General features: G+C 39.0%; 26 protein-coding genes, 1 tRNA gene and 2 pseudogenes. 2 read left to right on the top strand and 27 right to left on the bottom strand.

Annotation, left to right across the window (positions count from 1 at the left end):
* Window positions 1-39: 39 nt before the first annotated feature.
* The 6 genes from ACOMA9_RS04790 to ACOMA9_RS04765 all read right to left on the bottom strand — a co-directional run bounded on the left by ACOMA9_RS04790 (window position 40) and on the right by ACOMA9_RS04765 (window position 6,575).
* Window positions 40-1,299, bottom strand: coding sequence for a UDP-N-acetylglucosamine 1-carboxyvinyltransferase (locus tag ACOMA9_RS04790; RefSeq protein WP_247905599.1), 1,260 nt, complete (start codon window positions 1,297-1,299; stop codon window positions 40-42).
* A gap of 357 nt (window positions 1,300-1,656) precedes the next feature.
* Window positions 1,657-2,850 carry a methionine adenosyltransferase gene (gene metK / locus ACOMA9_RS04785; RefSeq protein WP_330945126.1) on the bottom strand — a complete coding sequence of 398 codons (1,194 nt, stop codon included), beginning with the start codon at window positions 2,848-2,850 and terminating at the stop codon, window positions 1,657-1,659.
* Window positions 2,851-3,116: 266 nt separating this feature from the next.
* Entirely contained in the window at window positions 3,117-4,394 is a 1,278-nt protein-coding gene (locus ACOMA9_RS04780; protein ID WP_247906641.1) for a dihydroorotase, read from the bottom strand.
* A 12-nt stretch (window positions 4,395-4,406) separates the two neighbouring features.
* Complete coding sequence (locus ACOMA9_RS04775; protein WP_003043000.1) at window positions 4,407-4,877, bottom strand: NUDIX hydrolase; 471 nt, start codon at window positions 4,875-4,877, stop codon at window positions 4,407-4,409.
* A gap of 36 nt (window positions 4,878-4,913) precedes the next feature.
* Window positions 4,914-5,567: a uracil-DNA glycosylase gene (locus ACOMA9_RS04770; protein ID WP_003029851.1), complete on the bottom strand. Its 654-nt coding sequence runs from the start codon at window positions 5,565-5,567 to the stop codon at window positions 4,914-4,916.
* A 21-nt stretch (window positions 5,568-5,588) separates the two neighbouring features.
* On the bottom strand, window positions 5,589-6,575 hold the full coding sequence (locus tag ACOMA9_RS04765) for a Gfo/Idh/MocA family protein (RefSeq protein WP_330945127.1): 987 nt from the start codon (window positions 6,573-6,575) through the stop codon (window positions 5,589-5,591).
* Window positions 6,576-6,807: 232 nt separating this feature from the next.
* Here ACOMA9_RS04765 and ACOMA9_RS04760 point away from each other — a divergent pair, with 232 nt between their 5' ends.
* Entirely contained in the window at window positions 6,808-6,966 is a 159-nt protein-coding gene (locus tag ACOMA9_RS04760; protein ID WP_421424776.1) for a hypothetical protein, read from the top strand.
* Between the two features lie 141 nt (window positions 6,967-7,107).
* On the opposite strand, the gene ACOMA9_RS04755 is transcribed toward ACOMA9_RS04760, so the two are convergent.
* The 20 genes and pseudogenes from ACOMA9_RS04755 to ACOMA9_RS04660 all read right to left on the bottom strand — a co-directional run bounded on the left by ACOMA9_RS04755 (window position 7,108) and on the right by ACOMA9_RS04660 (window position 23,052).
* Window positions 7,108-7,791, bottom strand: a complete 684-nt coding sequence (locus tag ACOMA9_RS04755; RefSeq protein WP_151380461.1) for a DUF805 domain-containing protein — start codon at window positions 7,789-7,791, stop codon at window positions 7,108-7,110.
* A gap of 83 nt (window positions 7,792-7,874) precedes the next feature.
* Window positions 7,875-10,103, bottom strand: coding sequence for a DNA internalization-related competence protein ComEC/Rec2 (locus ACOMA9_RS04750; protein ID WP_330945128.1), 2,229 nt, complete (start codon window positions 10,101-10,103; stop codon window positions 7,875-7,877).
* Window positions 10,087-10,791: a helix-hairpin-helix domain-containing protein gene (locus ACOMA9_RS04745; RefSeq protein WP_151380459.1), complete on the bottom strand. Its 705-nt coding sequence runs from the start codon at window positions 10,789-10,791 to the stop codon at window positions 10,087-10,089. The genes ACOMA9_RS04750 and ACOMA9_RS04745 overlap by 17 nt, the downstream gene beginning before the upstream one ends.
* Before the next feature lie 181 nt (window positions 10,792-10,972).
* Window positions 10,973-11,440, bottom strand: coding sequence for an SsrA-binding protein SmpB (gene smpB / locus ACOMA9_RS04740; protein ID WP_247906643.1), 468 nt, complete (start codon window positions 11,438-11,440; stop codon window positions 10,973-10,975).
* Window positions 11,403-13,736, bottom strand: coding sequence for a ribonuclease R (rnr, locus tag ACOMA9_RS04735; protein WP_421424773.1), 2,334 nt, complete (start codon window positions 13,734-13,736; stop codon window positions 11,403-11,405). The genes smpB and rnr overlap by 38 nt, the downstream gene beginning before the upstream one ends.
* A 91-nt stretch (window positions 13,737-13,827) precedes the next feature.
* Entirely contained in the window at window positions 13,828-14,061 is a 234-nt protein-coding gene (gene secG, locus ACOMA9_RS04730; protein WP_151380457.1) for a preprotein translocase subunit SecG, read from the bottom strand.
* Window positions 14,062-14,100: 39 nt separating this feature from the next.
* Window positions 14,101-14,250, bottom strand: a complete 150-nt coding sequence (gene rpmG / locus ACOMA9_RS04725) for a 50S ribosomal protein L33 (protein ID WP_003024746.1) — start codon at window positions 14,248-14,250, stop codon at window positions 14,101-14,103.
* A complete protein-coding gene (locus ACOMA9_RS04720) occupies window positions 14,234-15,439 on the bottom strand; it encodes a multidrug efflux MFS transporter (protein ID WP_330945129.1) in 1,206 nt (401 codons plus the stop codon). The genes rpmG and ACOMA9_RS04720 overlap by 17 nt, the downstream gene beginning before the upstream one ends.
* Window positions 15,440-15,455: 16 nt before the next feature.
* Window positions 15,456-16,049: a dephospho-CoA kinase gene (gene coaE / locus ACOMA9_RS04715; RefSeq protein WP_151380456.1), complete on the bottom strand. Its 594-nt coding sequence runs from the start codon at window positions 16,047-16,049 to the stop codon at window positions 15,456-15,458.
* Between the two features lie 3 nt (window positions 16,050-16,052).
* Complete coding sequence (mutM, locus tag ACOMA9_RS04710; protein ID WP_003029866.1) at window positions 16,053-16,877, bottom strand: DNA-formamidopyrimidine glycosylase; 825 nt, start codon at window positions 16,875-16,877, stop codon at window positions 16,053-16,055.
* Window positions 16,878-16,884: 7 nt separating this feature from the next.
* Window positions 16,885-17,328 (bottom strand): GNAT family N-acetyltransferase, encoded by a 444-nt coding sequence (locus tag ACOMA9_RS04705; RefSeq protein WP_151380462.1) that lies wholly within the window; start codon window positions 17,326-17,328, stop codon window positions 16,885-16,887.
* Between the two features lie 8 nt (window positions 17,329-17,336).
* Window positions 17,337-17,861: a mycothiol transferase gene (locus tag ACOMA9_RS04700; protein WP_330945130.1), complete on the bottom strand. Its 525-nt coding sequence runs from the start codon at window positions 17,859-17,861 to the stop codon at window positions 17,337-17,339.
* Between the two features lie 53 nt (window positions 17,862-17,914).
* Entirely contained in the window at window positions 17,915-18,385 is a 471-nt protein-coding gene (locus tag ACOMA9_RS04695; protein ID WP_151380454.1) for an NUDIX hydrolase, read from the bottom strand.
* Between the two features lie 2 nt (window positions 18,386-18,387).
* Window positions 18,388-19,106, bottom strand: a pseudogene (locus ACOMA9_RS04690) (alpha/beta fold hydrolase).
* Between the two features lie 69 nt (window positions 19,107-19,175).
* On the bottom strand, window positions 19,176-20,075 hold the full coding sequence (gene era / locus ACOMA9_RS04685) for a GTPase Era (protein WP_247906646.1): 900 nt from the start codon (window positions 20,073-20,075) through the stop codon (window positions 19,176-19,178).
* 67 nt (window positions 20,076-20,142) lie between these two features.
* Window positions 20,143-20,547, bottom strand: a complete 405-nt coding sequence (locus tag ACOMA9_RS04680) for a diacylglycerol kinase family protein (RefSeq protein ID WP_151380453.1) — start codon at window positions 20,545-20,547, stop codon at window positions 20,143-20,145.
* Complete coding sequence (gene ybeY / locus ACOMA9_RS04675) at window positions 20,528-21,025, bottom strand: rRNA maturation RNase YbeY (protein WP_003032841.1); 498 nt, start codon at window positions 21,023-21,025, stop codon at window positions 20,528-20,530. Before ybeY ends, ACOMA9_RS04680 begins: the two co-directional genes overlap by 20 nt.
* Before the next feature lie 117 nt (window positions 21,026-21,142).
* Window positions 21,143-21,867, bottom strand: a pseudogene (locus ACOMA9_RS04670) (ABC transporter ATP-binding protein); the annotation flags it as partial.
* 398 nt (window positions 21,868-22,265) lie between these two features.
* Window positions 22,266-22,338, bottom strand: a tRNA-Thr gene (locus ACOMA9_RS04665).
* Between the two features lie 144 nt (window positions 22,339-22,482).
* Complete coding sequence (locus tag ACOMA9_RS04660; RefSeq protein WP_151380452.1) at window positions 22,483-23,052, bottom strand: GNAT family N-acetyltransferase; 570 nt, start codon at window positions 23,050-23,052, stop codon at window positions 22,483-22,485.
* 131 nt (window positions 23,053-23,183) lie between these two features.
* Between ACOMA9_RS04660 and ald the strand changes: the two genes are divergently transcribed.
* A complete protein-coding gene (gene ald / locus ACOMA9_RS04655; protein ID WP_151380451.1) occupies window positions 23,184-24,299 on the top strand; it encodes an alanine dehydrogenase in 1,116 nt (371 codons plus the stop codon).
* 697 nt (window positions 24,300-24,996) lie between these two features.
* Here the strand turns inward: ald and ACOMA9_RS04650 are convergent.
* A partial coding sequence (locus ACOMA9_RS04650) for an LPXTG cell wall anchor domain-containing protein (protein WP_421424811.1) occupies window positions 24,997-25,128 on the bottom strand: 132 nt, incomplete at its 5' end.

Here is a 25,128-nt window from a genome sequence, read left to right as displayed (position 1 = left end):
TGGGCTATTTCACCTCATCATGTCAACGCTGTTTCGAATCTATCCTTCGACAAGCTGAATGTCTGCTCCTAAACTCGTCAACTTTTCAATAATATTTGAATAACCTCGTAAAATAAATTCTACATTTGTAATTTCGGTTTTTCCATGAGCTAGCAAGCCTGCAATTACAAGAGCTGCTCCTGCCCGCAAATCAGTCGCTTTGACCGCTGCACCTTGCAATTGATTAGGCCCTTCATAAACAATATGATTGGTACTCGTTGAAATCTTTCCTGCCATTTTTGCTAACTCAGGGACATGATTTACTCGCTTTTCATAAATCGTATCAATAATTAAGCCACGTCCTTCAGCAGTTAACAAAAGTGGCGTAATAGGCTGTTGCAAGTCTGTAGCAAAGCCTGGATAAGGAGCCGTCTTAATGTTGATTGCTTTCAAATTATGCTGCTTTTCGACATACACGCTATCTTCAGAAACGGTCATGCGGACTCCCATTTCTTCTAATTTCGCAATAAAGCCTTCTAAGTGTTCATAAAGGACATTGTTGATTTGCACGCCTTCACCAATTGCAGCAGCCATTGAGATATAAGTTCCTGCTTCAATTCGATCTGGAATAACTTGGTGACGAGTTCCATGGAGCTGATCAACACCTTCAATGATAATAATGTCAGTACCGGCTCCTCGAATGTGTGCCCCCATATTATTCAAAAGTGTCGCTACATCAATGATCTCAGGCTCACGAGCCGCATTTTCAATAACGGTGCGCCCTTTTGCTTTTACTGCTGCAAGCATGGTGTTAATGGTCGCTCCAACACTGACTGTATCCATGTAAATACTAGCTCCATGAAGCCGCTCGCCACCTGTCGAAAGGTTCATGGAATTTCCCTCATAGGTCATGGTAGCCCCCATAGCTTCAAAAGCTTTGATATGCAAATCAATCGGTCGAGGTCCCAAATCACAGCCACCAGGCAAGCCAACTGTTGCTTCGCCATAGCGTCCAAGCAAACTGCCATAAAAGTAATAAGAAGCACGCAAGCTATTGATTTTACCATAAGGCATGGGCACATTTTTTATACCACGAGGATCAATTCTTAGCGTATCATCTTGGCGCTCAACAGTAGCTCCCATAGCTTCCATAATGTCAATCAAACTCACAACATCGGAAATATCTGGCACACAGTCCAATGTCACGATTTCATCAGATAAAATTGTCGCCGGAATTAAAGCGACTACGCTATTTTTAGCACCGCTAATAGTCACCTCTCCTTTTAAGGGGCGACCACCATTAATTACAATTTTTTTCATTTTCAGCTCTTTCAAGGAATTTCTAATCAAATATACTGCACTTTATTATAACACAGTTTCTGGGAAAATCCTATCCTTTTAAAGAAATCTCTTTTAACTTGTTATTCTTGTTATATAACGATTACAAAACTCTTTTATTTTGGTGGTATTCTAAAAAGAGCGAGACAAAAATCAATTTTGTCCCGCTCCTCAAAATGATAACTAGATCCGACAATCTAGGGAACTGCTGGAGTTTGCAGATAACACTAATATAATCGGCACAAACAAATACGTTTTAAGTCAGATTGTAACTGCGGCTGATTATAAAATGCCTCATAAAAAATTTATAAACAAGAGACTTGTATCCTAACTTCTTCTTTATTTTGCAACAACTGCTTTCAAAGAATCTACTTTATCAAGTTTTTCCCACGGCAGGTCAATATCTGTACGTCCCATGTGCCCATAGGCAGCAGTCTGACGGTAAATTGGTCGTTTCAAATCAAGCATTTGAATAATACCCGCTGGACGAAGATCAAAAATTTGTCGAACTGCTTCTTGAAGCTTGCTTTCTGAAACTGCACCTGTACCAAAAGTATCAATGCGGACTGATACTGGATGTGCAACTCCGATAGCATAGGCTAGCTGAACTTCTACTTTCTTAGCTAATCCTGCTGCAACAATATTCTTGGCAATATAACGCGCTGCATAAGAAGCAGAACGATCGACTTTTGTGGCATCTTTTCCAGAGAAAGCCCCACCTCCATGGCGTGCATAACCGCCGTATGTATCAACGATAATCTTACGTCCAGTTAAACCAGAATCTCCTTGAGGTCCGCCAATAACAAAGCGACCGGTTGGATTGATGAAAAACTTACTTTTTTCATCCAAATACTCTGCTGGAACTACTTCTTTAATGACCTTTTCAATCACATCTTGATGAATCTGCTCATTGCTTATTTCTGGGTCATGTTGAGTGGAAATAACGACAGTATCCACGCGCACTGGTTGGTCATTTTCATCGTATTCAACCGTTACTTGAGATTTTGCATCCGGACGAAGATAGGAAATTTCTCCAGACTTGCGAAGCTCTGCTAAACGACGGACTAATTTGTGACTGAGAGAAATGGGCAACGGCATTAGTTCAGGTGTTTCATCTACGGCAAAACCAAACATAAGCCCCTGATCTCCAGCACCAATCAAATCAAGTGAATCTTGTTCAGTATTTCCACGAATTTCAAGGGCTTCATTCACCCCTTGAGCGATATCTGGTGATTGCTCAACAAGCGACGGATGCACCCCCACTGTTTCTGCTGAAAAACCATATTCAGCTTTTGTATAACCAATCTCTGCAATTGTATCGCGAACTATGCGGTTAATATCCACATAAGCATTGGTAGAGATTTCCCCAAAAACATGGACAGATCCTGTATAGACAGCTGTCTCAGCAGCCACATGAGCTTCTGGATCCTGCTCCAAGATAGCATCTAAAATAGCATCTGAAATTTGGTCTGCAATCTTATCTGGATGTCCTTCAGATACAGATTCAGACGTGAAAAGTTTACGTTCTGACATATTCATGTCCCCCTTTTAATGAAATATTCCCTCCTAAAAATTCTATTATTGCTAGGAAGTTACTTGAAAATCTGTAAACAGACTTACGTTAAAAAGTTACAAAGCACTAGTCTCTATGGTTAATATTTAACCTTTGACTACCTTTTCGGGACTATTTTAACTTCTCTATTGTATCATTTTTTATCCTAATAAACAGAAAATTTTCTAAAAATTATAAGAAATTTAAAATACAATAAGGTTGAAAAACACTTCCAACCTTATGCTTGTTATGATGATTTGCTTCCATAGACAATTTGCCCATCACAGATCGTATAGTGAACAACGCCTTTTAATTTTTCGCCGATAAATGGTGAATTAGCTGCTTTTGAGGCAAAATCTTCTGTTATCATGTGTTCAGCATTTGTATCGAAAATTGTGAGATCGGCTGGACCATTCTCAGCAAGATAACCCGCTTCAAAATCATAGAGTTGCGCTGGGTTAATTGTCATTTTTTCCAGCAACTGCATGAGTGTCAAATGACCTGCTTCCACCAAATAAGTCAAACCAAGCGAAAGTGACGTTTCTAGACCTGTCATACCAGACGGTGCTTTGGTGATGTCTTTTGCATTCTTTTCATCAGCGTGATGAGGTGCATGGTCTGTCGCAATGACTGAAATAACTCCAGACTTAAGTCCTTCAATGACAGCTAAACGATCTGATTCCAAACGAAGTGGCGGGTTCATTTTGGCATTGCTACCTTTTAACAACAATAGCTCTTCTGTCTTAGAAAAATGCTGGGGCGCTGCTTCTGCTGTTACGTAAGTGCCCAATCGCTGAGCGAATTCCACGACTTTCACACTTTCTGCTTTTGATAAATGCTGGATATGAATATGAGTATTGGTTGCGTGAGCAATCATCACGTCACGCGCAATCATACTATATTCAGCGACCCCAGTCGCACCGCAAAATCCAAAATGTTCTTTGGCAATCTGTTCATTAAATCCAAGGATACCATTGAGTTCTGGATCCTCTTCGTGAAGGCAGATAAATGTACCATTTTTGTCAGCTTCTTCCAAAGCTTCGCGTACCACTTTTGTACTTTTTAATGGAATTCCGTCATCTGAAAAACCAATAGCTCCCGCTTCCAAAAGCGCTTTGAAATCTGTCAAATGCTGTCCATCAAAATTCTTTGTAATGGTCGCGACAGACTTAATATGAATGTTTTCACGATGGGCAGATTCTATTACTTCTTTCAACGTCTCTACTGTTGAAATCGTTGGAGTGGTATTTGCCATCATGACAACCGTTGTAAATCCACCCGCTGCCGCAGCTAAAGCACCCGTATGAATGTCTTCTTTATGCGTCTGACCAGGTTCACGAAAATGAACATGAATATCAATCAGCCCTGGCGCCACCACCAATCCAGTCGCATCAATCACCTGAGCATTTTCTGCCTTCAAATCCTGACCAATTTGAAGAATTTTTTTATCCTGAACCAGGACATCGCAAACCTTATCAAAACCAGATTTTGGATCCATAACGCGACCATTTTTAATTAACAACATGCACTTTTCTCCTTATTCTCCATAAAAATCAACATGACTCTCCACTAATTTATCCCCTTTATAGGAAAATTTAGCCGAGAAGAATGGTTTATCTTCTAAAATCCAAGATAGAAACGTATGATCTCCTTCCCAAGTCGGTTTGGACAAAACTTGTTCATAAGGCACCCATTCCAAAGTACCTTCATCGCAGTCAATTAATTCTCCCTCAAATTCTGTCGCTTTAAATACGTACGTGTACCAATCATTATCAGGTGTAAAATCTGGAAACGTGATAATACCTTTTAATACTGGCTTATTGACTCGCAAGCCTGTTTCTTCTAAGATTTCTCTTACAGCACACTCCTGCGGCGTTTCACCTTTCTCTAACTTACCCCCAACACCAATCCACTTACCAGCATGGACATCATTAGGCTTTTTATTTCGATGTAGCAATAAAAATTCTTTGCCGTTGTCAATGTAGCAAATCGTTGCTAATTTAACCATTTTTCTCCTTTCAAAAATACCACTATATAAAACTACTTACAATAACCAATTTATCGGTTCTATCCCTTGAGACGTTAGAAAGGCATTTGTTTTAGAAAAAGGTTTGCTACCAAAAAATCCACGATGAGCTGAGAGAGGACTCGGATGAGGAGATTCTAAAATGAGATGTCTAGGATTAGTGATCAAGGCTTTTTTCTTGCGTGCATAAGAGCCCCAGAGTATAAAGACAACAGGTGTATCTTTTTCATTGACAACCTTAATCACAGCATCCGTAAACGGTTCCCAGATTTGACCGGCATGTCCATTTGCTTGCCCAGCAGGAACGGTCAAACTTGCATTCAGCAGCAAGACTCCTTGCCGTGCCCAAGGTGTCAAATCATGAGATTCTTTGATGCCAATGTCATCTGCTAACTCTTTCAAAATATTTTGAAGAGAAGGCGGTGCTGGAATATCATCTGGTACTGAAAAGCTCAGCCCCTGCGCTTGACGCGGACCATGATAGGGATCTTGCCCCAAAATCACTACTTTTACATCTGCTAAATCCGTCGTCTGAATCGCATTAAAAACTTTTTCACGTGGTGGATAGATTGTCCCTGATGAATAAACTTGATTTAAAAAGTAATTGATTTTACCAAAATAGCCGTCAGGCAACTGCTGCTTAATCAAACTATGCCAAGCTGAATGTCCCATTGTTTCTCCTGTTCTGTATCGTTATTTTTCTTCCTCTGGATAAGCCATGCCCCACTCTTTTCGCAAATCCGTCATGATTTTCATGACATCACAGCTGTAATCCAAATGCATCTCATTTTTGTCACCAGCTACTGCTGCTTCCATATCAAGAACTTCATACATTAAAGCTTCGCTCGTCTTTCCCGTTTCAATGATTTCTTGATGCCCATCTTCAGTATAAGTAATAACCGCCTTTTGCCCTCTAGGATATTCATACATTTCAATGTAGCCCTTATCATAAGCAATTGTTCCACGCTTGGGCTGTTTAGCATGAAGACTCAAGGTCAACGTCGCCATTTCTCCTTCAGCATTCGTTAGAAGAATCCCTGCTTGCTCGTCAACGCCTGTTGGTGCAAATTTTACTTGCGAAAGGACTTGATGAGGGCTAGATGTCATAAACCACCGAACAAATGACAAGGCATACACGCCAATATCTAACAGTGCACCGCCTGCAAGCTGACGATTAAAGAAACGATTGGTCATATCGTATTCTTTGTAGCTACCAAAGTTCATTTGAATCATTTTTAAATCACCCAATTGACCACTAAAAATGATGTTGTTCAATTGTCGATAGATTGGCATGTGGTAAATCGTCATCGCTTCTGCCAAAACGACGTGTTCTTGCTCGGCTAATAAAACCGCTTCTTCCAATTCTTCTGAATTGAGCGTAATGGACTTCTCGCATAGAACATGTTTTCCGTTTTTTAATGCTTTTCGTAAAAAATCAATATGCGTATTATGTGGCGTGGAAATGTAAATAATATCCACATTTTCGTCCTTAAATACGTCATCAATCTGATCATAAACTTTTTCAATACCGTATTTTTGTGCAAAGTCCAAGCCTTTCTGATGTGTTCGGTTAGCAACAGAATAGAGCTTTCCACCTAGCTGCTGCAAAGCCTGTGCCAATTCATTAGCAATCACACCTGTACCTAAAGTTGCCCAATTATAGCGTACCTTATTTTCCATGGTCATTCTCCTAGCTACATAATTATCTTTATCATACCAAATTTTCCTTCATTTAGCTGACTTTTTGTGTAGAAATCAATTGCTTTAGTGAAAGAAAAGTAGTACTTCTTTTCAACGTTTAAACCTACATTCAAAAGAAATCTAACATAACTCTCTACAGACGATATACATTATCTCAAATAATATAAAAAGATTCACCTGTGTTATAATGAAGGCAGAAAGGAAGTTTATTATGTGGTCTTGGTTTATTGTATTTTTACTTTTGATTATTGCTTTATTTTACTTTTCAAATATCATAATAAAAACTATTATCGGATTTGGATTATTTATTTTTGCGATTGCTATCATTTGCCTTATCATTGATTTTAACAACGATCCAAATAAAGACTAAAAATTGGCTTAAATAGGTCATTTTTCTAATGAGATAAATGAGATGCAAGATTGGCTTATTTAGGAGTAAATCCTAAAAATGTTATTAAAAAAATCGTCATTTCTAAAAAACACCCCAATACATTATTGGAGCATTTCTAGTTTAGTTATCTTCAGAGATAGCTGAGTCCAACTCTTTCTCATCTGATTGAACAACTTGTTCTGGAGTTTCAGTGGTAATCGCAGATTCTTGTTGAGGTTGAGTTGGTGTTATTTCAGGTTCAACTGCTTGTTCTTGTGGTTGAGTAAATTGTTGTGCTTGAACAGGTTGTTGCTGAGGTTGTACTTGTTGCGTTGTAAATTGTCCTTGGTAAACCATAGGTTGTACTTTAGTTGGCATACAAAGTAGGACAATTAGAGCGATAGAACATGGTAACATAGCAACGGCAGCCAAAATATTTAAAATTGGAACCCACATCAAAAGTATAGGACCTGCATATAAAAAGATAAATGCCCAATGATAGCCAGCATCCCGCAAACGACGCACAATAATCGCCAAATTTGGGATTAAAGTTGCTATCCCAAATAAACTCAATAAAACAAAGACGAAAAGTGTAGAACCTAATCCAGCTATAAAGACGCTTGGATCAAAACCACTCCCTCCTTCATAGTAAGCTGCTTGTTGAATAGCACTGAAAATTGCTGTCATAATCGCTCCAAAAGCTATTATCACAAATGGAAGGGTAATTAAAGCATTGCATAAAACAGACCACCAATAGTCAGATCTAGTTGATTTTCCTTCAAAATCAGCATAGTGAGTCCAAAATTTTTTATAAGCGGTAAACATCATAAATCTCCTAATTTTTAAATTTTTAATAGAATACCATACTTTTCCTAATAAATCAACGGAAATTAATTTTTAGAGAACAATTACTTGATCATCTCTAATCGCCAGTTTGTCCACCCTGAAAATTTAACTGCCCCTTGTTCATCTGTCCGATAGACCTTAGCAGGCAATTGTGCAAATCGCTCTATTGTATCTTGACTTGGTTGCTTAGATTGATTATTTTTCCCGACAGAAATGAGCGCAACCGTTGGTTCTATTTGTTGCAAAAATTTTGAACTTGATGAGTCCTTGGCTCCATGCTGTCCGACTTTCAAAACATCTGTTTTCAACTTTGGATAATGCTGCATTAACTTTGCTTCGCCCTCTTCTTTCAAGTCGCTCGCAAATAAAAATCTTGTACGGAAAAACTGACCATATAAAACGACCGAATGGTCGTTCTTGCTAGCACCCGAAAGAACTTGCAAATGATGATCAAAAATAGGAAGTTTGTCGCCTTGTTTTACAACATGAATGAATGTGTTTATTTTCCTTAATTTCTCTAGAAAATCTGCATTGCTTAGACTACTTCTGGCAATATAAATTTTCTTTATTGCAAATTTTTTAGCAACTTCTAATACATCTCCTGCATAATCTGGATTAGGATTTGTTAAGACTAAAGTATCAATCGTATCTACACCACGACTTTTTAAGTAAGGAATCAAAGTTTTCTCTGCATTTGAGCTAGTTGCTCGTTTTTGCCAAGCTTCTTTTGTTCTAATTTCCTCACGTCCACCAACATCAATCAATACATTTCGTCCTTTCCAATCTCTCAGAAAAATACTATCTCCCTGTCCGACATCGACCATTGTGATCTCATTTTGCAAAGGAAATTTATTTATGAAAAAGAGTAATGAAAGAAGCAGACTAAGAAATATTACCCATTTTTTATTTTTTCTAATATCATACAAAATAGCCAGTACAAGTAGCATAACAATCAGCAAAAGCGGACTGGGTTGCCCAAAAACGATTGGTCTGCCAAAGACACTTGCTATCCAACGAATGCTATTTTCTAACCCTTCAAATAGAAAATTGACCTGAGTTAGCTTTATCAAAGGCGAAGAAAGAAAAATCAACGTCAAGCCTGGCAGCATCATTGTATCGAAAATCAGTGAAAAAACAAATGTCAACAAAATAGACCAAGGTTGAAATTCACCAAAATAAAAGATTAGAATCGGTAAAACACCAAGCGAAATGACACTGCTCTCTACAACAATCTTTCGCCAAGAAGTCAGACTTTCAAAATCTATCACACTAATAACAAAAGCATAGGCGCAAGAGAGAACTCCTCCTGCCGTTAAAAGAAAGGAAGGCATAATCAAGGACAATATCATCATCGTTAAAGCAAAATTATCTAACTTAGTGATACCATGTTGCGATAATAATTTCTGAATTAAGCTCCGTACAACGGATACTGAAAATCCAGTCATTCCCGCATAAAAGAAAGAAAATGGATATTGGCATTTATGAACCGTTTCCTGCGTAAGGCCCAGCCTTAACAGCAACTTACGAAAACCCTCCATAAAAAAGCCAACTTGCATGCCAGACAGCGCAAATAAATGAATAATTCCCAAGCTAGAGTAAAGACTGTTCATTTCATCGAAGTCTGTATCCAAGGCACCAAATAAGAGTCCTGTCATGTAATTACTCATCGGATTTGGAAAATGCTTCTTGATAAATACCAGTGCCTTTCTTCGCCAACTAGAGAGCCACTCTAGGGGGTGCAAGCTGATTCGATCTTGGCTAGATAAAATGGTATCCACTTTTAAAATTCGATAAATTCCTTGCGTTCTTAAATAGGATTGGTAATCAAAACCATCAAAATTACGCTTCTTCTCAGGGATTTCAAATTCTCCCTCAACTGTCAATGTAACCAAACTAGAGAGATTTTGAAAAGCCAATTGTTCTTCCTTTGATTTCAATTTGTAGTAAACTTGATAAGTCTGCCCATTTGTTTTACCACGGAAAGAAAGCGAATCTCCATTTACCTTAATCGTGTCAGGTAGAACTGCCACTTGTCTTATAGGAGAAGGTTCTACTTTCGTCTTCTGCTCTGCTATTTCCCTACGAATAAAGAAAAAACCAGCAAAACAAATTAGAATCATGAAGGTCATGAAACATTCTTTTGGTGAATAAAAGCGAAAAAGACGAATCCCTAGAAATATAAAACCAAGCCATGCTAACCAGCTACTTTGATAGATTGCAAAATATAACCAGACAAGCAAAAAAGCTATGTAAATTGGCTTAATCGGAAATCTTTTAATCCACTGTGACATATTCTTTCAATTTTTCTAGTGTTTTAGCACCAACTCCTGATACATTTTTCAGGTCATCAACTGAATTAAATTTCCCGTTTGCCTCACGATAATCTAAAATATCTTGCGCACGTTTTTGACCAATACCAGAAACAGTTTGCAATTCCGATAAATTGGCAGTATTTAAGTTGACCTTATTTCCTTTTTGCGATGCGACTTCACTAGTTCCTAACGTTGAAGATTGTCCTGTTCCACTTGCAACACTTGCCGCATTCTCACCCACAGTTGCCACATAAACAACAGCTTCATCCGTTAGTTTTTGCGCCAAATTGATAGACTTGCTGTCAGCGTCTGTCGTTAAACCACCTGCTTTTTGAATCGCATCATTGATACGGCTAGTCTTTTTCAGTTGATAAATACCTGGATTTTTGACTGCACCCTTGACATCTACAGTTAAAAATTCTGATTCTTCACTTGAACTCGTTTGAGTCTCTGCTTTTTCTTTCTGTGAGTTTTTCTTTGTTCCAGTTGAAATTTCTTTTGATTCTGCCTCCGAACTCGTAACTGTTTCCTGTGCAAGCTCTGCTACATTTGATTGTCTACTAGATTGACCATTTATCATAAAAAATCCTGCTATTATCAAACCAATCAAACTTACACCAATCAAAATTTTATACTCTTTCATCTTTTCAATGATTGTCTCTAACATCTTTCCTCCTAAGTTGAATGAAAATTTGCTTTATCTATTTATTCGTAAAACAAATAAAAAAGTTGAAAAAATTTCTCAGCTTTTGCCATGTTAGAAAAGGTTTTTTGTGAAAGATTGACCAATCAACTACCTCGAACTACTAAAAAATCGGAAACAACTTCCGATTTTTATATCTTGTACATTATCTCACATTATAAGCCTTCATCGTCCGAGCAATGTCTCTATTTTGCTCACGACGTTTAATGGATTCGCGCTTGTCATAGTTGTGTTTCCCTTTAGCCAATCCTAAAAGTAACTTAGCATAACCGTCCTTAAGATAAACTTTGAGGGGAACCAAAGTCATTCCATTTCCTTTCGTTTCCTGTTCTAATTTCTGGATTTGCTTTTTATGCAATAGCAATTTTCTCCTACGTTCAGGATCTTGATTCCAGATATTACCCTCTTCATAGGGAGCGATGTGAACATTACTGAGCCAGACCTCTCCGTTTTTGACTTGAGCAAAGCCGTCTTTCAGGTTAATTCGTGCAGCCCGCACACTTTTGATTTCAGTTCCGGTCAGAACCATGCCCGTTTCAATCGTATCAACAATGGTATAGTCGTGTCGTGCTTTTTTATTTTGCGCTACGACCTTTCCTTCTCCCTTTGCCATTCTTGCTTCCTTTCTTTACCACTTCTTTATAAAAGGGTTTCTTGCCCTTGTTTTTCTTTGATTTCTTATCCCTAGAAACTTTTCCTTTCGGAGACTTGTCTCTTCGTCCTCTGTTATCTTGATGCGACTGTTGACGCCTATCACGATTGGATTGCTTTCTCTTTTCAATCACATCATATTCACTAGGTAGGTATTCAAAGTCAATCTCTCCCGTAGCCTTATCAGCCCGAACTAGCTTAATGTGAATCTGTTGACCGACACGGAAAACAACACCTGACTTTTCGCCCTGCAAAGTTAGATTACGTTCATTGTAGTGAAAAAATTCTGGCAAGTTGGTTACATGAATCAAGCCTTCAACTGTATTGGGGAGTTCAACAAAAAGACCAAATTTAACAACACTAGACACGATACCGTCAAATTCTTCTCCGACAAACTCTTCCATAAACTCAGCTTTTTTCATAGCTTCTACTTCTCGTTCAGCCTCAATAGCTCGCCGCTCCCGACTGGATGACTGACTAGCAATATCTGGGATGACTTGTTCAAAATGCTCTGCTATTTCTTTAGAATGCCCATAATCGCGCACCATACGGTGAACCAAAAGGTCTGGATAACGGCGAATTGGACTAGTAAAGTGCGTATAAAACTCGGCTGCCAAACCATAATGACCGTGGTTGTGCTCTGAGTAACGAGCCTGCTGCATGGAGCGCAAAAGCATCATAGACAGCACTTCTTCATAAGGCTGACCGTGGACTGCTTTCATAATATCCTGAAGGGCAGATTGGCTCATAGAATTAGCCGTTCCGTAAACTCGAACGCCAAAAGTAGAAGCATAATCAATAAACTTCTGCACTTTCTCAGCTTTAGGTTCTTCATGAATCCGATAGATAAAGGGCAGGTTTAATCTAGCAAAATGCTCTGCTACTGTTTCATTGGCGACTAGCATAAAGGACTCAATCATACGCTCCGCAAGTCCACGCTGCCGCAAAACAATATCTACTGGACGCCCAGTCTTGTTGACCAAAATTTTAGCTTCTTTCGTATCAAAATTAAGAGCTCCTCGTTTGTATCGCATCATTTCTAAAATAGTATGAAGCTCTGTCATTTGCTCTATACTTGGAACAATTGTTTTAAATGCTGCTCGTTTTTCCTTGTCTCCTGTAATTATATCATTCACATCGCTATAGGTCATACGAAAAGTGGTTTTAATGATTGTTTGAGTAATAGTATGCTTGACAACTTGACCTTTTTGGTCAATCTCCATAATAGCCGATTGCGTCAGCCGATCTACATTAGGATTGAGTGAACAGATACCGTTTGATAGGCGTTCAGGCAGCATAGGTACTACTCGATCCGTCACATAAACAGATGTTGCTCGATTGAGTGCTTCCTTATCTAACTCAGATCCTTCTTTAACATAGTAAGAAACATCTGCGATATGAACTCCCAGTTCAAAATGTCCATTTTTCAGCTTCTTGATATGAACTGCATCGTCCAAATCTTTCGCATCCGCCCCGTCAATGGTAAAGGTAATTTCATTACGCAGATCTAAACGTCCTTCAAAATCTTTTTCAGACAGCGCCTCTGGAATCGTTGATGCTTCCTTCAAAACTCTTTCTGGAAACTCAGACACAATATCCATGGACTCCAAAACTTCCAGAACATCAATTCCTGGATCATCCTTATGACCGACCACATCTAAAACATTAGCTACAAAAAAGTCATGCTTTTTAGTTGGATATTTATCAATCTCTACTTTTAAAATCTCTGTTCCATCCAAAATCAAAGCAGGCTTCTTAATATAAATAGGTTGACTGATTTTCTGATTTTTTGACCGAATATAGCCAGCATACTTAGGCTTCTCTTCGTCTAAGATAAGCTGACCCACTGCTGTTTTTAAGCTGTGTTCCAAAACATCAATAACCTTCGCTTCAGCAGATGTTACCTTGCTGCGATCTGCAATCTTAGTGATTGAAACTTCTACCGTATCACCATCAATCGCATAGTTGACATCATTGTGACCAATAAAAAGATCATCCTCTTCTTCATTTAAGGTTACAAAGCCAAAGCCATTTTTATGGGCATGAAAGGTTCCTTTCAAGGTAAGCATTTGCTTTTCTTTGTGAAGCTGGATTTTGCCTGCATTGCTAAAGCTCAACTGACGCTTTCGTTCCATTTCAGAAATCGTTTTAACTAGGTTTCTAAAGTCTTTTGCCTTTTCTTTTCCTAATCCCTGCGCCAGTTCATCTATGCTAGCTTCTTTTTTCTCTCTTAAATAGCTTAAAATTTCTTCTTTCATTCTTTCCTTTTCTCTTATGTTTTCTAAACTTTAAGTTACCTTTTCTCATCTACTGCAGAAAAAATAGGCAAAGACAAAGTCAGAGCCCATTTTATTTACTAGATAAGATTGTCAGCATTAGTGCAATCAACAACCAAAAGAAAACCATCACTCCTGTCAAACGCTGCATAACTGCTTCAAAGCCTCTTGCTTTTGGTCGTTCAAACAAATCACCTGCACTTGAGTCAAATACGTTACTTGATTGATTTTTGGTTGGTTGCATAAAAATTGCAATTAAAATAAATACTGATAAAATCAATAAAATGGTTAATAATAAATTATACATATCAAACTCCTTAAAATCTCATCTATTTTACCATAAAATTTATTTTGATTCAAGATGTAGGGTCACTTTTCTCTCTTTAGGGCAATACTTTAAGACTTCAACTTTCTCTGGATGAGTCTTCATATTTTTGCTTGTTAAATAATTCTGACTGCCACAACTTGAACATTTTAAATTAATCTTTACCCGCACTGATTTCTCTCACTCCTAAATACTTTCTAAAACTAAATAATAAAAAGAAAAAATTCAATAATGCTAAGCCTGCTGTACTATAGAAAACCCAATGATAGCCAAAATGTACAGAAATCATTGAGCCCATTAGAGGACCAATAACACCTCCAATATAGAAGAATGTTTGATTGTAACTAAAAATTCTGGAAATACCTTCTTTGGGAGTGATTTTATTTAGCAGAGAGCTAACTCCAGGCAAAAGCGCCCCCGTTCCCAGACCAAACAGGAAACGATAAATTCCCAATTCAAGCGGCGTACCAGCCCTCGCACAGAAAATATAAATTACAAAACTATATAAGAGAGCCAGCAAGAGCAAACGGTGATTTCCCATTTTATCTCCTAGTTTTCCCAGCCAACTAGAAGAAAATATACTTGAAACTCCCATAGCTGAAACGATTGCACCAGATACTAGCAGCAGATTTTCTTTTTGCCCTAAAGAGCGAATATAAAGTGTCAAAATAGGGGAAATGGACTGCCCAATCATCTGAATCACCATGCTAGTAATGAACAAACCAAAAAGGATTGATTTTTGAGGAATTCGTTGAAATAGTTGCTTGGTCGAAACTTCTTTTTCCTTAGAAACAGGATGAAAATCTTCTTTTATCCCAAAAATGGTCCACAAAGTAACAACAAACAAGAAAAATCCAACCAAAAGGAAGACATTTCTCATTCCCAAACTCTGAGCAATCATTCCTCCTAAAAGAGGTCCCATCAGCGTTCCCGCTACGACACCTGTTGACAATGTTCCCAAAGCATATCCAGAGTGCTTTTTAGGCGCTTGACTAGCAATCAATGCCGTGCTATTTGGTACATAACCAGAAAACACCCCATTTAACAGTCTCAATACAATGAGCCAAAATACATTTGGCACAAACGCCAAGCCTCCCATGGTAAAAGTCATTGCAAAAGCAGCTCGAATCATCATAGGCTTGCGGCCATATTTATCAGCTAAACTTCCCCATACAGGAGATAAAAGAGCTGCTGTCAAAGCTGTGCTCGAAACCGCCAAACCTGAATAAAATTCAACCATGGAGCCTCTAGCACCTAATTCTTCCACATACAAAGACATAAAGGGAACAACTAGTGACAGGCTAGCACCTATAAAAAAGTTCCCCAGCCAAGCAATCCATAAATTCCGTTTCCAATTCACTTGATTCTTAATAAAATCATCTTCTTTCTTTGTCTAAAAATGCCTGCACCTGCTTTAAAGTAGCCGAAAGCGCACCATTATTGTCAATCACAATTTCAGCTCTTTGTCTTTTTTCTGCCAAAGAAAGTTGGGCTGCTATGCGTCGTTGAGCCTCTTCTTGACTAAGATTATTTCGAGTCATTAAACGTTCTAATTGAGTATCTTTACTCACATCTACTAGCCAAACTTGGTCAAACCAATCTTCATATTCCTGTTCAAATAAGAGTGGAATATCCATAAAGAAAAGCTCTTCTGTTGCTGCCAATTGCTCACGTTTTAAAGCTAATTCTTCTCGAATAATATTATTTTGTAAGCGACTGGACTTCTCTAGTAAATTGGGACGACTAAAGAGAAGAGCTCCTAGCTTTTTTCGATCCAATTGACCGTCTGCCAATAAAATTTCTGTTCCAAATTCTGACAACAGAACTTGATAAAGTCGACCTCCCGGTTTCTGCAATTCATGGACCACCTGATCCGCATCAATGACCTGATAGCCCTTTTGCCTGAGACAATTTGTGACTGTCGATTTGCCAGAAGCAATACCGCCTGTAATTCCGATTATTTTTGCCATGTCCTACCTCATTTTTTGACAATGTGGACAAAGGTGAGTTCCACGACCAGCTAGTTTGATTTTTTCAATTTCGTGACCGCATCTAGTACAAGGTTGGCCTGTTTTTCCATAGACTTGCAGGAAATCCTGCATGGTTCCGTCTTCTCCCAAAGCATTGCGGTAGGTGCGAATGGTTGAACCGCCTTTTTCAATACCTAACTGCAAGACTGCAATAATCTGCTTGCGTAATTCCTCTGCTTCTCCAGCAGTCAAACTTTGAGCGGCTCTTGCCGGATGAATCTGCGCCCGCCATAATACTTCATCTACATAGATATTGCCAAGACCAGCTACTAAAGTTTGATCCAACAGGTAAGGTTTAATCAATTTCTTAGATTTTTTCAGAGCGGTTTCAAATGGCAGTAAATGAAAATCTGATTCAGTCGGTTCTGGTCCTAGCTTTCGCTCAGTAAAATAGGATGTTATTTGTTCTTTTCTCAACAACTCCATCGTGCCAAATTTCCGAACATCCTGATAAACGAGGCTGCTGCCATCTGTAAAATGAAAAATTACATGAGAATGCTTCGTCAACTGGACCTCTTCAGGATAGAAAAGATACTTTCCTTCCATGCGCAAATGCGAAATCAGCACCCAATTCGTCAAATAAAAAATCAGATACTTGCCCCGACGCCCAACAGCATCAATGCTTTGCCCCGGTAATTCTAAGACAAAAGGATCTGCCCCCGTTCCAATCATCTTGGCATAACGGACATCTACCTTTTCAATCTCTTTTCCTTTAACCAGCCGCTCTAAACCACGGCGTACCGTTTCTACTTCTGGTAATTCGGGCATAAAATCTTTATCCTTTCTTATCCAAATGTAACATGTAATGCACCGTTCGACTTATTTCTTCAAATCCCGCACTCTTGTGAAAAGCTTGACTGACTGCATTGTCCATATCACAATCTGAAGCTAGCTGGTACACTCCTTTTTCTGTCGCCCACGACTGTGCAAACTCTAGAAGTTGATGAGCGATGCCATTTCTTTGAAAAGCAGGTGCTACCGCTATGCCTTCAATATATGCGATAGGAAGTTGCTCTGCTCCTTCCACATACTCCGAACGCATAGATAAGCTGATCCAAGCAACGGCTTCTCCCTCTAAGTAGTATAAAAATTCATTAGGAAATTTTCCTTCAGAAAATGCTGCTAGTAATTTCTTTTTCTCTGTCTTCCAAGCTAAATGAGCAAAGTAAGCCCAGTCAGCTAGATGAGATTTTTCGACCGCTCGAACTTCCCCTACCATTACCTTTTTCAATCTTCTCTTTCTAACAAGCGGCGAGCATAGATTGCCTGACCTGAATGCATAGCAGCATCGTCGATGATCGATACTAAGCGATTCCCACGCTTAACTGCTGGAGTCCAATTCTCATCAACAACATCGTCCAAACTGTCTTCATTCACCTCTAATAAATAAGCAATTGTTGCCGCAACCGCATCAGACAGATAGTCTTTGAGCAACTCAATATCTGTCACCACAACTTTATGCGCTTCTTGAGGAGTATGGTGCCAATCTTCCGTATCATCTGGCAAATCCAAGGCAAACTTTTTCTTCCAACCTTTAGAGAACCAGACTGGCTCGGTCTTAGCTAAATCAGCAATCTGAAAATCCAGCTCCCGCGCCGTATGCCAAGTCAACCAAGTCACAGATTTAATGGATGGAACTGTATCCGCAACCGGAAAAGCATTCGCTTCTTCCACAGATAAATTAGTCAGCACCGACAAAAAACGCTCCTCGGCTCGTTCCACATTTTCCACTAAAAGATTTACAAATTCCATTGCCCTACCTCCTTAAAAAATAAATTAATCACGGATTATATGTCAATCTCAACTCAATGCCCCATCGCAAAGTTGTCATCAAAATACTCAGCTAACATCAGGCGATGCTTACTACTCACAGATTCTAATTTCTCAATTTCTTCCTTAGAAAAGAAACGCAGGCGTAGAGTTTCTTCATTGTGAAAATCTACAATATTCACTGGTGAAACAGCCGTCAGCTCATAGATAAAAACAACCGTCTGCACCGCATCACCATTCGGATAAACTTCCTCGAAATTACTGTAAACATTTAGAAAACGAGTAGCTTCTACCTCAATGCCTGTTTCTTCAAAAAACTCACGCTTAGCAGTATCAAGAGTGGACTCACCAAGTTCCATTGCTCCGCCTGGAATAGCCCATGTTTTCTTATCACCGCGTAGTTGTAACAGCACGCGTCCCTCGTCATCTGCTAAAATACCGCCAGCAAAGGTCAGAATAACCTTGTCATGCCCAACCTTTGATCGGATATAGGAAATGTAGTCCATATTTAGAAATCTTTCAATTTATCTGGAAATGATCCGTCTTGAAAAAGTAACGGAGTAATTGTATATGCGTGTCAATATCACTAAACAACCAAGCATGCCCTTTATTTGGATAATAGGCACAATCACTCAGTCTGTTTTTTCTTGCAAATTCTTTATGAGATTCATGAATAGTCTCAAATTCTTTACCGCCCGAAACAAAGAAAACAGGATTGTCGAAATTTGCAGTAATCCTCAGCAGATTTGCCTGTGACATTGCTCGGCGAAATGATTTAGCAGAATCCCTTTGCAAATCCATTATAAAACGACGATAGCTCTCTTCAGTGACCCCATCATCCTGCATCATCTTGGTCATCAAATTAGCAACTATTTTCGTGTTTTTAAACAGCGACATGATGTAAACACCAGCTATGACTTTGCGGTAGCCTTTTATAGGGTGGTGACTAACACCATCAACAATCGCTCTATCAAATAAATCAGCATGTTTTTCCAACAATTTAAGAACGAGACTGCCTCCCAACGATAATCCAACAAGGTGTGGCTTGCCGTGAGCCCTGTTTTTGATGATATCAGCAATCATTTCTGTAACATCATTAAAATTTGTCCACCCAATGTCGCGGCTAAAACCATGTCCAGGCAAATCAACAGCTATACAGTGAAAAGCATTTTTTAACTCAGTGATATGATGTGCCCACATCTGACTGCTAGAACCAGACGCATGCAAAAGGACAATACTTTTATCATTTTGCTGTCCTTTTTCTACAACAAATAATGATCTTATCTTCCTCAGCCTCTAATACTCCTTTTTGTTATATCCAAAATCTGCCAAGTCTAGCTTTTTGTCCCGCCAGTTTTTCTTGACTTTAACCCAAGTTTCAAGAAAGACTTTATCACCTAGCATGAGTTCAATGTCGCGGCGTGCCAAAGAGCCGATTTTCTTAAGCATAGAGCCGCCTTTGCCGATGATAATGCCCTTTTGACTGTCTCTTTCCACCATAATGGTAGCGCGGATACGCACTTTGTCAGTCTCCTCATCCCGATTCATACTGTCAATGACCACCGCCACCGAATGCGGAATTTCTTCACGTGTCAGCAATAAAACCTTTTCCCGAATCATCTCAGAAACCAAAAAACGCTCAGGGTGGTCGGTAATCTGGTCAGCTGGGAAATATTGGAAACCTTCCTCTAAGTTTTCACTTAAAATATCAACTAGATGCGAAACATTATTGCCTTGAAGAGCAGAAATTGGCACAACTTCCTTAAAGTCCATCTGCTTGCGGTAATCATCAATCTGACTCAGCAGCTGATCCGGGTGTACTTTATCAATTTTATTGATGACCAGAATAACAGGAACTTTAGCCACTTTTAAACGCTCCATAATCATATCATCACCCTTACCGCGTTTTTCATCGGCAGAAACCATAAAAAGAACTGTATCTACTTCACGCAACGTGCTGTAAGCGGATTCCACCATAAAGTCGCCCAAGGCAGTCTTTGGCTTATGAATCCCTGGCGTATCAATAAAGACAATCTGCTCCTGATCTGTCGTGTAAATTCCCATAATCTTGTTACGAGTCGTCTGAGCCTTATCACTCATGATAGCAATCTTTTGCCCCATAACATGATTTAAAAAAGTAGACTTTCCAACATTTGGACGTCCTAAAATAGCAACAAATCCTGATTTAAAGGTCATTTTTCACCTCGTTTATTCCTTATTAGTCTAATATAAGAAAATCGGAAAGGATTCTCCGATTTTCATGTTAAAAAAGTAAATTCCAAATTTTCGGAACGAAAATAATTAGTCCTGTTATAACCGCAAAACCGGAAACAACCAAAACAGCTCCAGCTGCCATATCCTTGGCATTTTTAGCTCGCATGGAAAAGTGATAATCACTAGCTAAATCCACCACATTTTCAATAGCTGAATTCATAATCTCAAAAGAAATGACTAGAAAAATACTCAAAAAGAGAAAGAGCCACTCTATCGCAGATACCTGAAAAATCAACCCTGCAAGGACCACTACAACTGCTGAAACAGCATGATTGCGCATATTGCGCTCTTCTTTGATTGCCGTAAAAATCCCTGTCAGAGCAAATTCTAAACTCGAAATCACATCTCGATTTTTCCATTTGCGTTTGTTTGTATTATTGTCTTGTAAGTCCATAAGCAGTCAAAATTTCTTCCTGTAAGCCAAACATTTCCGCCTCTTCTTCTGGCGTATAGTGATCGTATCCATTGATATGCAGAAAACCATGTACTGCAAGAAAGCCCATTTCCCGCTCAAAGCTGTGACCATATTCTTCTGCTTGTTCACGCGCCTTATCTATGGAAATAAAGAGTTCTCCGATATAGGCATTAAAATCCTCTAACATTTCCGCCAGCTCAGGATTTTCTAGTAAATCCTCCTCGTCAATGGCAATGTCCAGCTCAGGCTTGTACTCCAAGCTGATAACATCTGTCGGACGATCTGTATTTCGATATTCCAAATTCAGCTCATGGCTGCGCTCGTTGGTAACAAATGTCACTGCCATTTCTTTTTCTTCTTTGCCAATCTTTTTAGCAGCAAATTCCAGTATATCATGTGTTTGCTTGATGATTTCTTCTGAAACTTGCCCTGTCTCGTCGACCATTTCTATATACATATTACACCCACTTTATTAGTATCACTTCATTATACCATATTTCAGATAGGGATGCCTGATTTATAAATCATTTACTATTTCGTTCTGCTCTTTATTTCATATTTTTTCTTTCAAAACTTATACTTGTTGCTGGAGGCGGCTCATTTGCGCATAGATGCCATTTTGTTTTACCAATGTATCATGTTGCCCTCTCTCCACAATCTTTCCTTCAGAAATAACCAAAATTTGGTCTGCATCTTGAATGGTGGATAAACGGTGTGCAATGATAAAAGTCGTTCTCCCCTCCTTGACCACAGCCATTGCTTTTTGAATCATTTCTTCGGTTTCTGTATCAATATGGGAAGTTGCTTCGTCCAATATTAAAATTTTGGGATTAGCGTAGAGAGTTCGAGCAAATGAAATCAATTGCCGTTCACCGCTCGAAAATGCTGCCCCTTTATCCCTTACAGGTTCATCAATTCCTTTTTTACAACGAGCCAGCAAGTCCCCTCCCCTGCACCGACCTTTTCTAAAGCTTCCAGAACTTTTTCACGATTGATGCCTGAATGACTCATAGCTACATTGCTTGCTAGCGTTCCCGTGAATAGATAAGGATCTTGCAAGACAATTCCCATGTGACTACGAAGACTTTCCCGAGAATATTGTTGAATATCTTGTTGATCAACATAGATTTTCCCTTTTTGAGGATCGTAGAAACGATAAAGTAGGTTCATGATAGAAGATTTTCCAGAGCCGGTATGTCCCACCAAAGCAATCGTCTCCCCTTGCTTTGCCTTAAAGCTAATATCATGCAGAATAGTCTTGCCTTTCTCATATGCAAAGCTCACATGTTCAAATGTGACTCAATCTTTTTTGTACAACTTAATATGCTTCATTTTTCAAATACTCTGCTATTTTGTTGCTGCAATGTGTTAAAAGTCGATCCTCTAAGTAAATCAAGACGTCTCCCAAGAATACAGCAAGTATGTAAAATCTAGCTAATTGCAAAAATTGAACCTGACGATCTTTTCCGTTACTAATTTGCGCAAGCAGTCCATCAATCATATCTCTCAAAAAGAGGGGAGATAGTTGGTATGGTCAGTGTGAAAATCTAATTTAGATATGTTACAGGTATATTTCCACAACTAGTTACAAAAATTACGAAATAGCTAATAAAGGAGTGACCTACAGAAATACAAAATAAATTAGATAATATTAATGCAAAAAAGCCCATTAAAATTGGGCTTTTTCCTGTTCATCATGCTAATTGCCGGGATCGAACCGGCGACCTCATCCTTACCATGGATGCGCTCTGCCAACTGAGCTAAATCAGCAGTACCTGTCTACTATATCATGCAGACAGATTCTTGTCAATAGATTTGAAAAATGTTTTCATCATAAGAGAAAGAACTTTTTGTTAGAACATCCCAAGAAGAACCTAATCACCATTAAAATTTCCTATAAATGTCACGTTCACATCAATATTTTTTAAAATAATCTTCCTTTGTCAAACGATAATATGCTCTCTGAGAAATTCGACCTTCCTCGTGCTCATCGAGTGCTGCGTATGGGTCAATATGGGAAAACTTCATACCAGCCTTTTCCATAACTCGCCCTGAAGCTGGATTTTCAACATCATGGAGAGCTACTAACATATTCATATCCAAACTTTCAAAAAACAGCTGGATTATTTCTTTCAATGCTTCCGTTGTCAAGCCCTGATTCCAGTAATTTTTATGAACCACATAGCCGATAGCTGCCTTTTTGAGGACCGGATCCAGCTTGTGTAGGTCAATGCCGCCAATCAGTTTTCCATTTTCTTTTAACTCAATTCCCCAATTTCCAAGCGGCCACCCCATAAATAAACGAGCAATAACATTTTTAGTTTCTTCCAAGTCTTTGTTAGGTAAAAAAGTATAGCGAGTATTTTCTTCATCAGAGGAATATTCAAACATATCTTCAGCATCATCTAATATCACAGGTCGCAAGAGCAAGCGTTCTGTTTCCAAAGTTCGGTTTTCAGCTAGTTTTAGATAAATACTTTCCATTTTGCACGAACCTCCTATGTTGCCTCATAGCATAACATAAATACTCACTGAAATCAATGTTTTCTAATTTTGCCTTGATTTTTAAAACGTTTTCATATACAATAAAAACATCTCAAAAAAGGAGTAAATCTATGTTAATCGGTATTCCAAAAGAAATTAAAAACAATGAGAATCGTGTTGCTTTAACACCAGCTGGCGTTCACAGTCTCGTCCAAAAAGGTCATCAGGTTTTTGTTGAAACCAAAGCTGGTCTTGGTTCTGGATTTACAGACGCTGACTACAAAGCACAGGGAGCGACAATTGTTACAACTGCAGCCGAAGCTTGGACAGCTGATCTAGTTGTCAAAGTCAAAGAACCCTTAGCTGCTGAATATGGCTTCTTACGTGATGACCTCTTGCTTTTCACTTATCTGCACATGGCTGCTGCGCCTGAATTAGCCGATGCGATGATTGGGGGCAAGACAACAGGGATTGCTTACGAAACCGTTCGTGACCAAGAGGGGCATCTCCCCTTGCTTGTGCCCATGAGTGAAGTGGCAGGACGTATGGCTGTACAGATTGGAGCTCACTTTCTAACCAAACAAGAAGGTGGTTCTGGTGTACTACTAGGCGGTGTTCCAGGTGTTCCTAAAGGAAAAGTCACTATCATTGGAGGGGGCGTTGTTGGAACACACGCAGCTCGTATCGCTTTAGGACTGGGAGCGCAGGTCACTATTCTTGATATCAGCGCTAAGCGTCTATCTGAACTCGAAGACCTTTTTGGCCACCAAATCCAGACCCTTATGTCTAATTCTTTCAATATTGCTGAAAGTGTCAAAGAGGCCGATGTAGTGATTGGAGCAGTATTAATCCCTGGTGCCAAAGCTCCCAAGCTCGTTACTGATGAAATGGTCAGTAAAATGCGACCTGGATCTGTTATTGTGGATGTAGCCGTTGACCAAGGTGGAGTTGTTGCAACTGCTGATCGTGTAACCACTCACGATGAACCTGTCTATGAAAAACATGGCGTGCTTCATTATGCAGTTGCCAATATCCCGGGTGCTGTTGCCCGTACATCAACTCTTGCCCTGACAAATGTAACACTTCCTTACATTGAAGCTTTGGCTGACAAAGGTTTTGAGCAAGCTATTGCAGATGATTTGGGTCTACAACAAGGAGTTACTACTTATAAAGGTTATCTCACTAGCCGACCTGTTGCAGAAGGGCTTAATCGTGACTACACAGATATCAATAATTTATTAGTATAAATTTCGAAAAGGATGGCTTCGCTAAGTCCTACCCACCACCTCAAAGTAATGCTTTGTATAATCACCTACCATTGCTTTTATTATAAGAACAATTTGAGTCTGAGAAAAATAGTGTCTTAGACTCTTTTTATATAAAAATTGAATCTGTATAATAAAAAACTCTTGGTGTCAATCCCCATCTAAAATGGACAGATAAAAAAGTAACTGTTAAAAGGTATGACTTCTGATATTCCCTAGGAGTCATACCTTTTAATCTTTCTTATGGTCTATCATTATTATACCAGTCTAACTTTTGATTTGGGTGAAAAGTTCCTCTCTGTCTAACGGTGGATGTAACCACAAGGACTCACTTTTGAAGTGTGAGAGGAAATTTTCACACAAAGCATTATTATAAAATCCCCCTTACCTTCCCATACAACTCCTTAAACTCCATTTCCTTCTCCTTCCTTGTTCTTACCTCTTTAGAGTATCATGAACGAAGAAGCTTTGGACTGCTAATCGCTATTCTTTCTTTTATTGGCTCCCTTCTGACCCTCTTGGTAGACTCCCTGTCGCTTCAGAGTGAAAACAAGCAAAAAGAGAGAACTTCGTCCCTCTCTCGATCTTAGGTCTATTCACCCACTACAGTTGACAATGAGCCTGAAAAAGCCCACTAGATTTCTCTAATGGACTTTCATTGTTCTATCTGATGATAGAATTACACCTTCTTCTTTAACAAGTAAGCAGCTCCACTTAAGGTGAACAGACCTGCAAGTAATGCAAAGAATGAATTTTGACTACCTGTTGAAGGGAGAATTTTCTTCTTCGATTTCTCTGGTGTACTTGGTGG

This window comes from Streptococcus atopicus, from assembly GCF_049166725.1.
Classification (GTDB): domain Bacteria; phylum Bacillota; class Bacilli; order Lactobacillales; family Streptococcaceae; genus Streptococcus; species Streptococcus hominis.
Note: the sequence above shows the minus strand (reverse complement) of the source record. Positions and strands in the feature narration are given on the sequence as shown.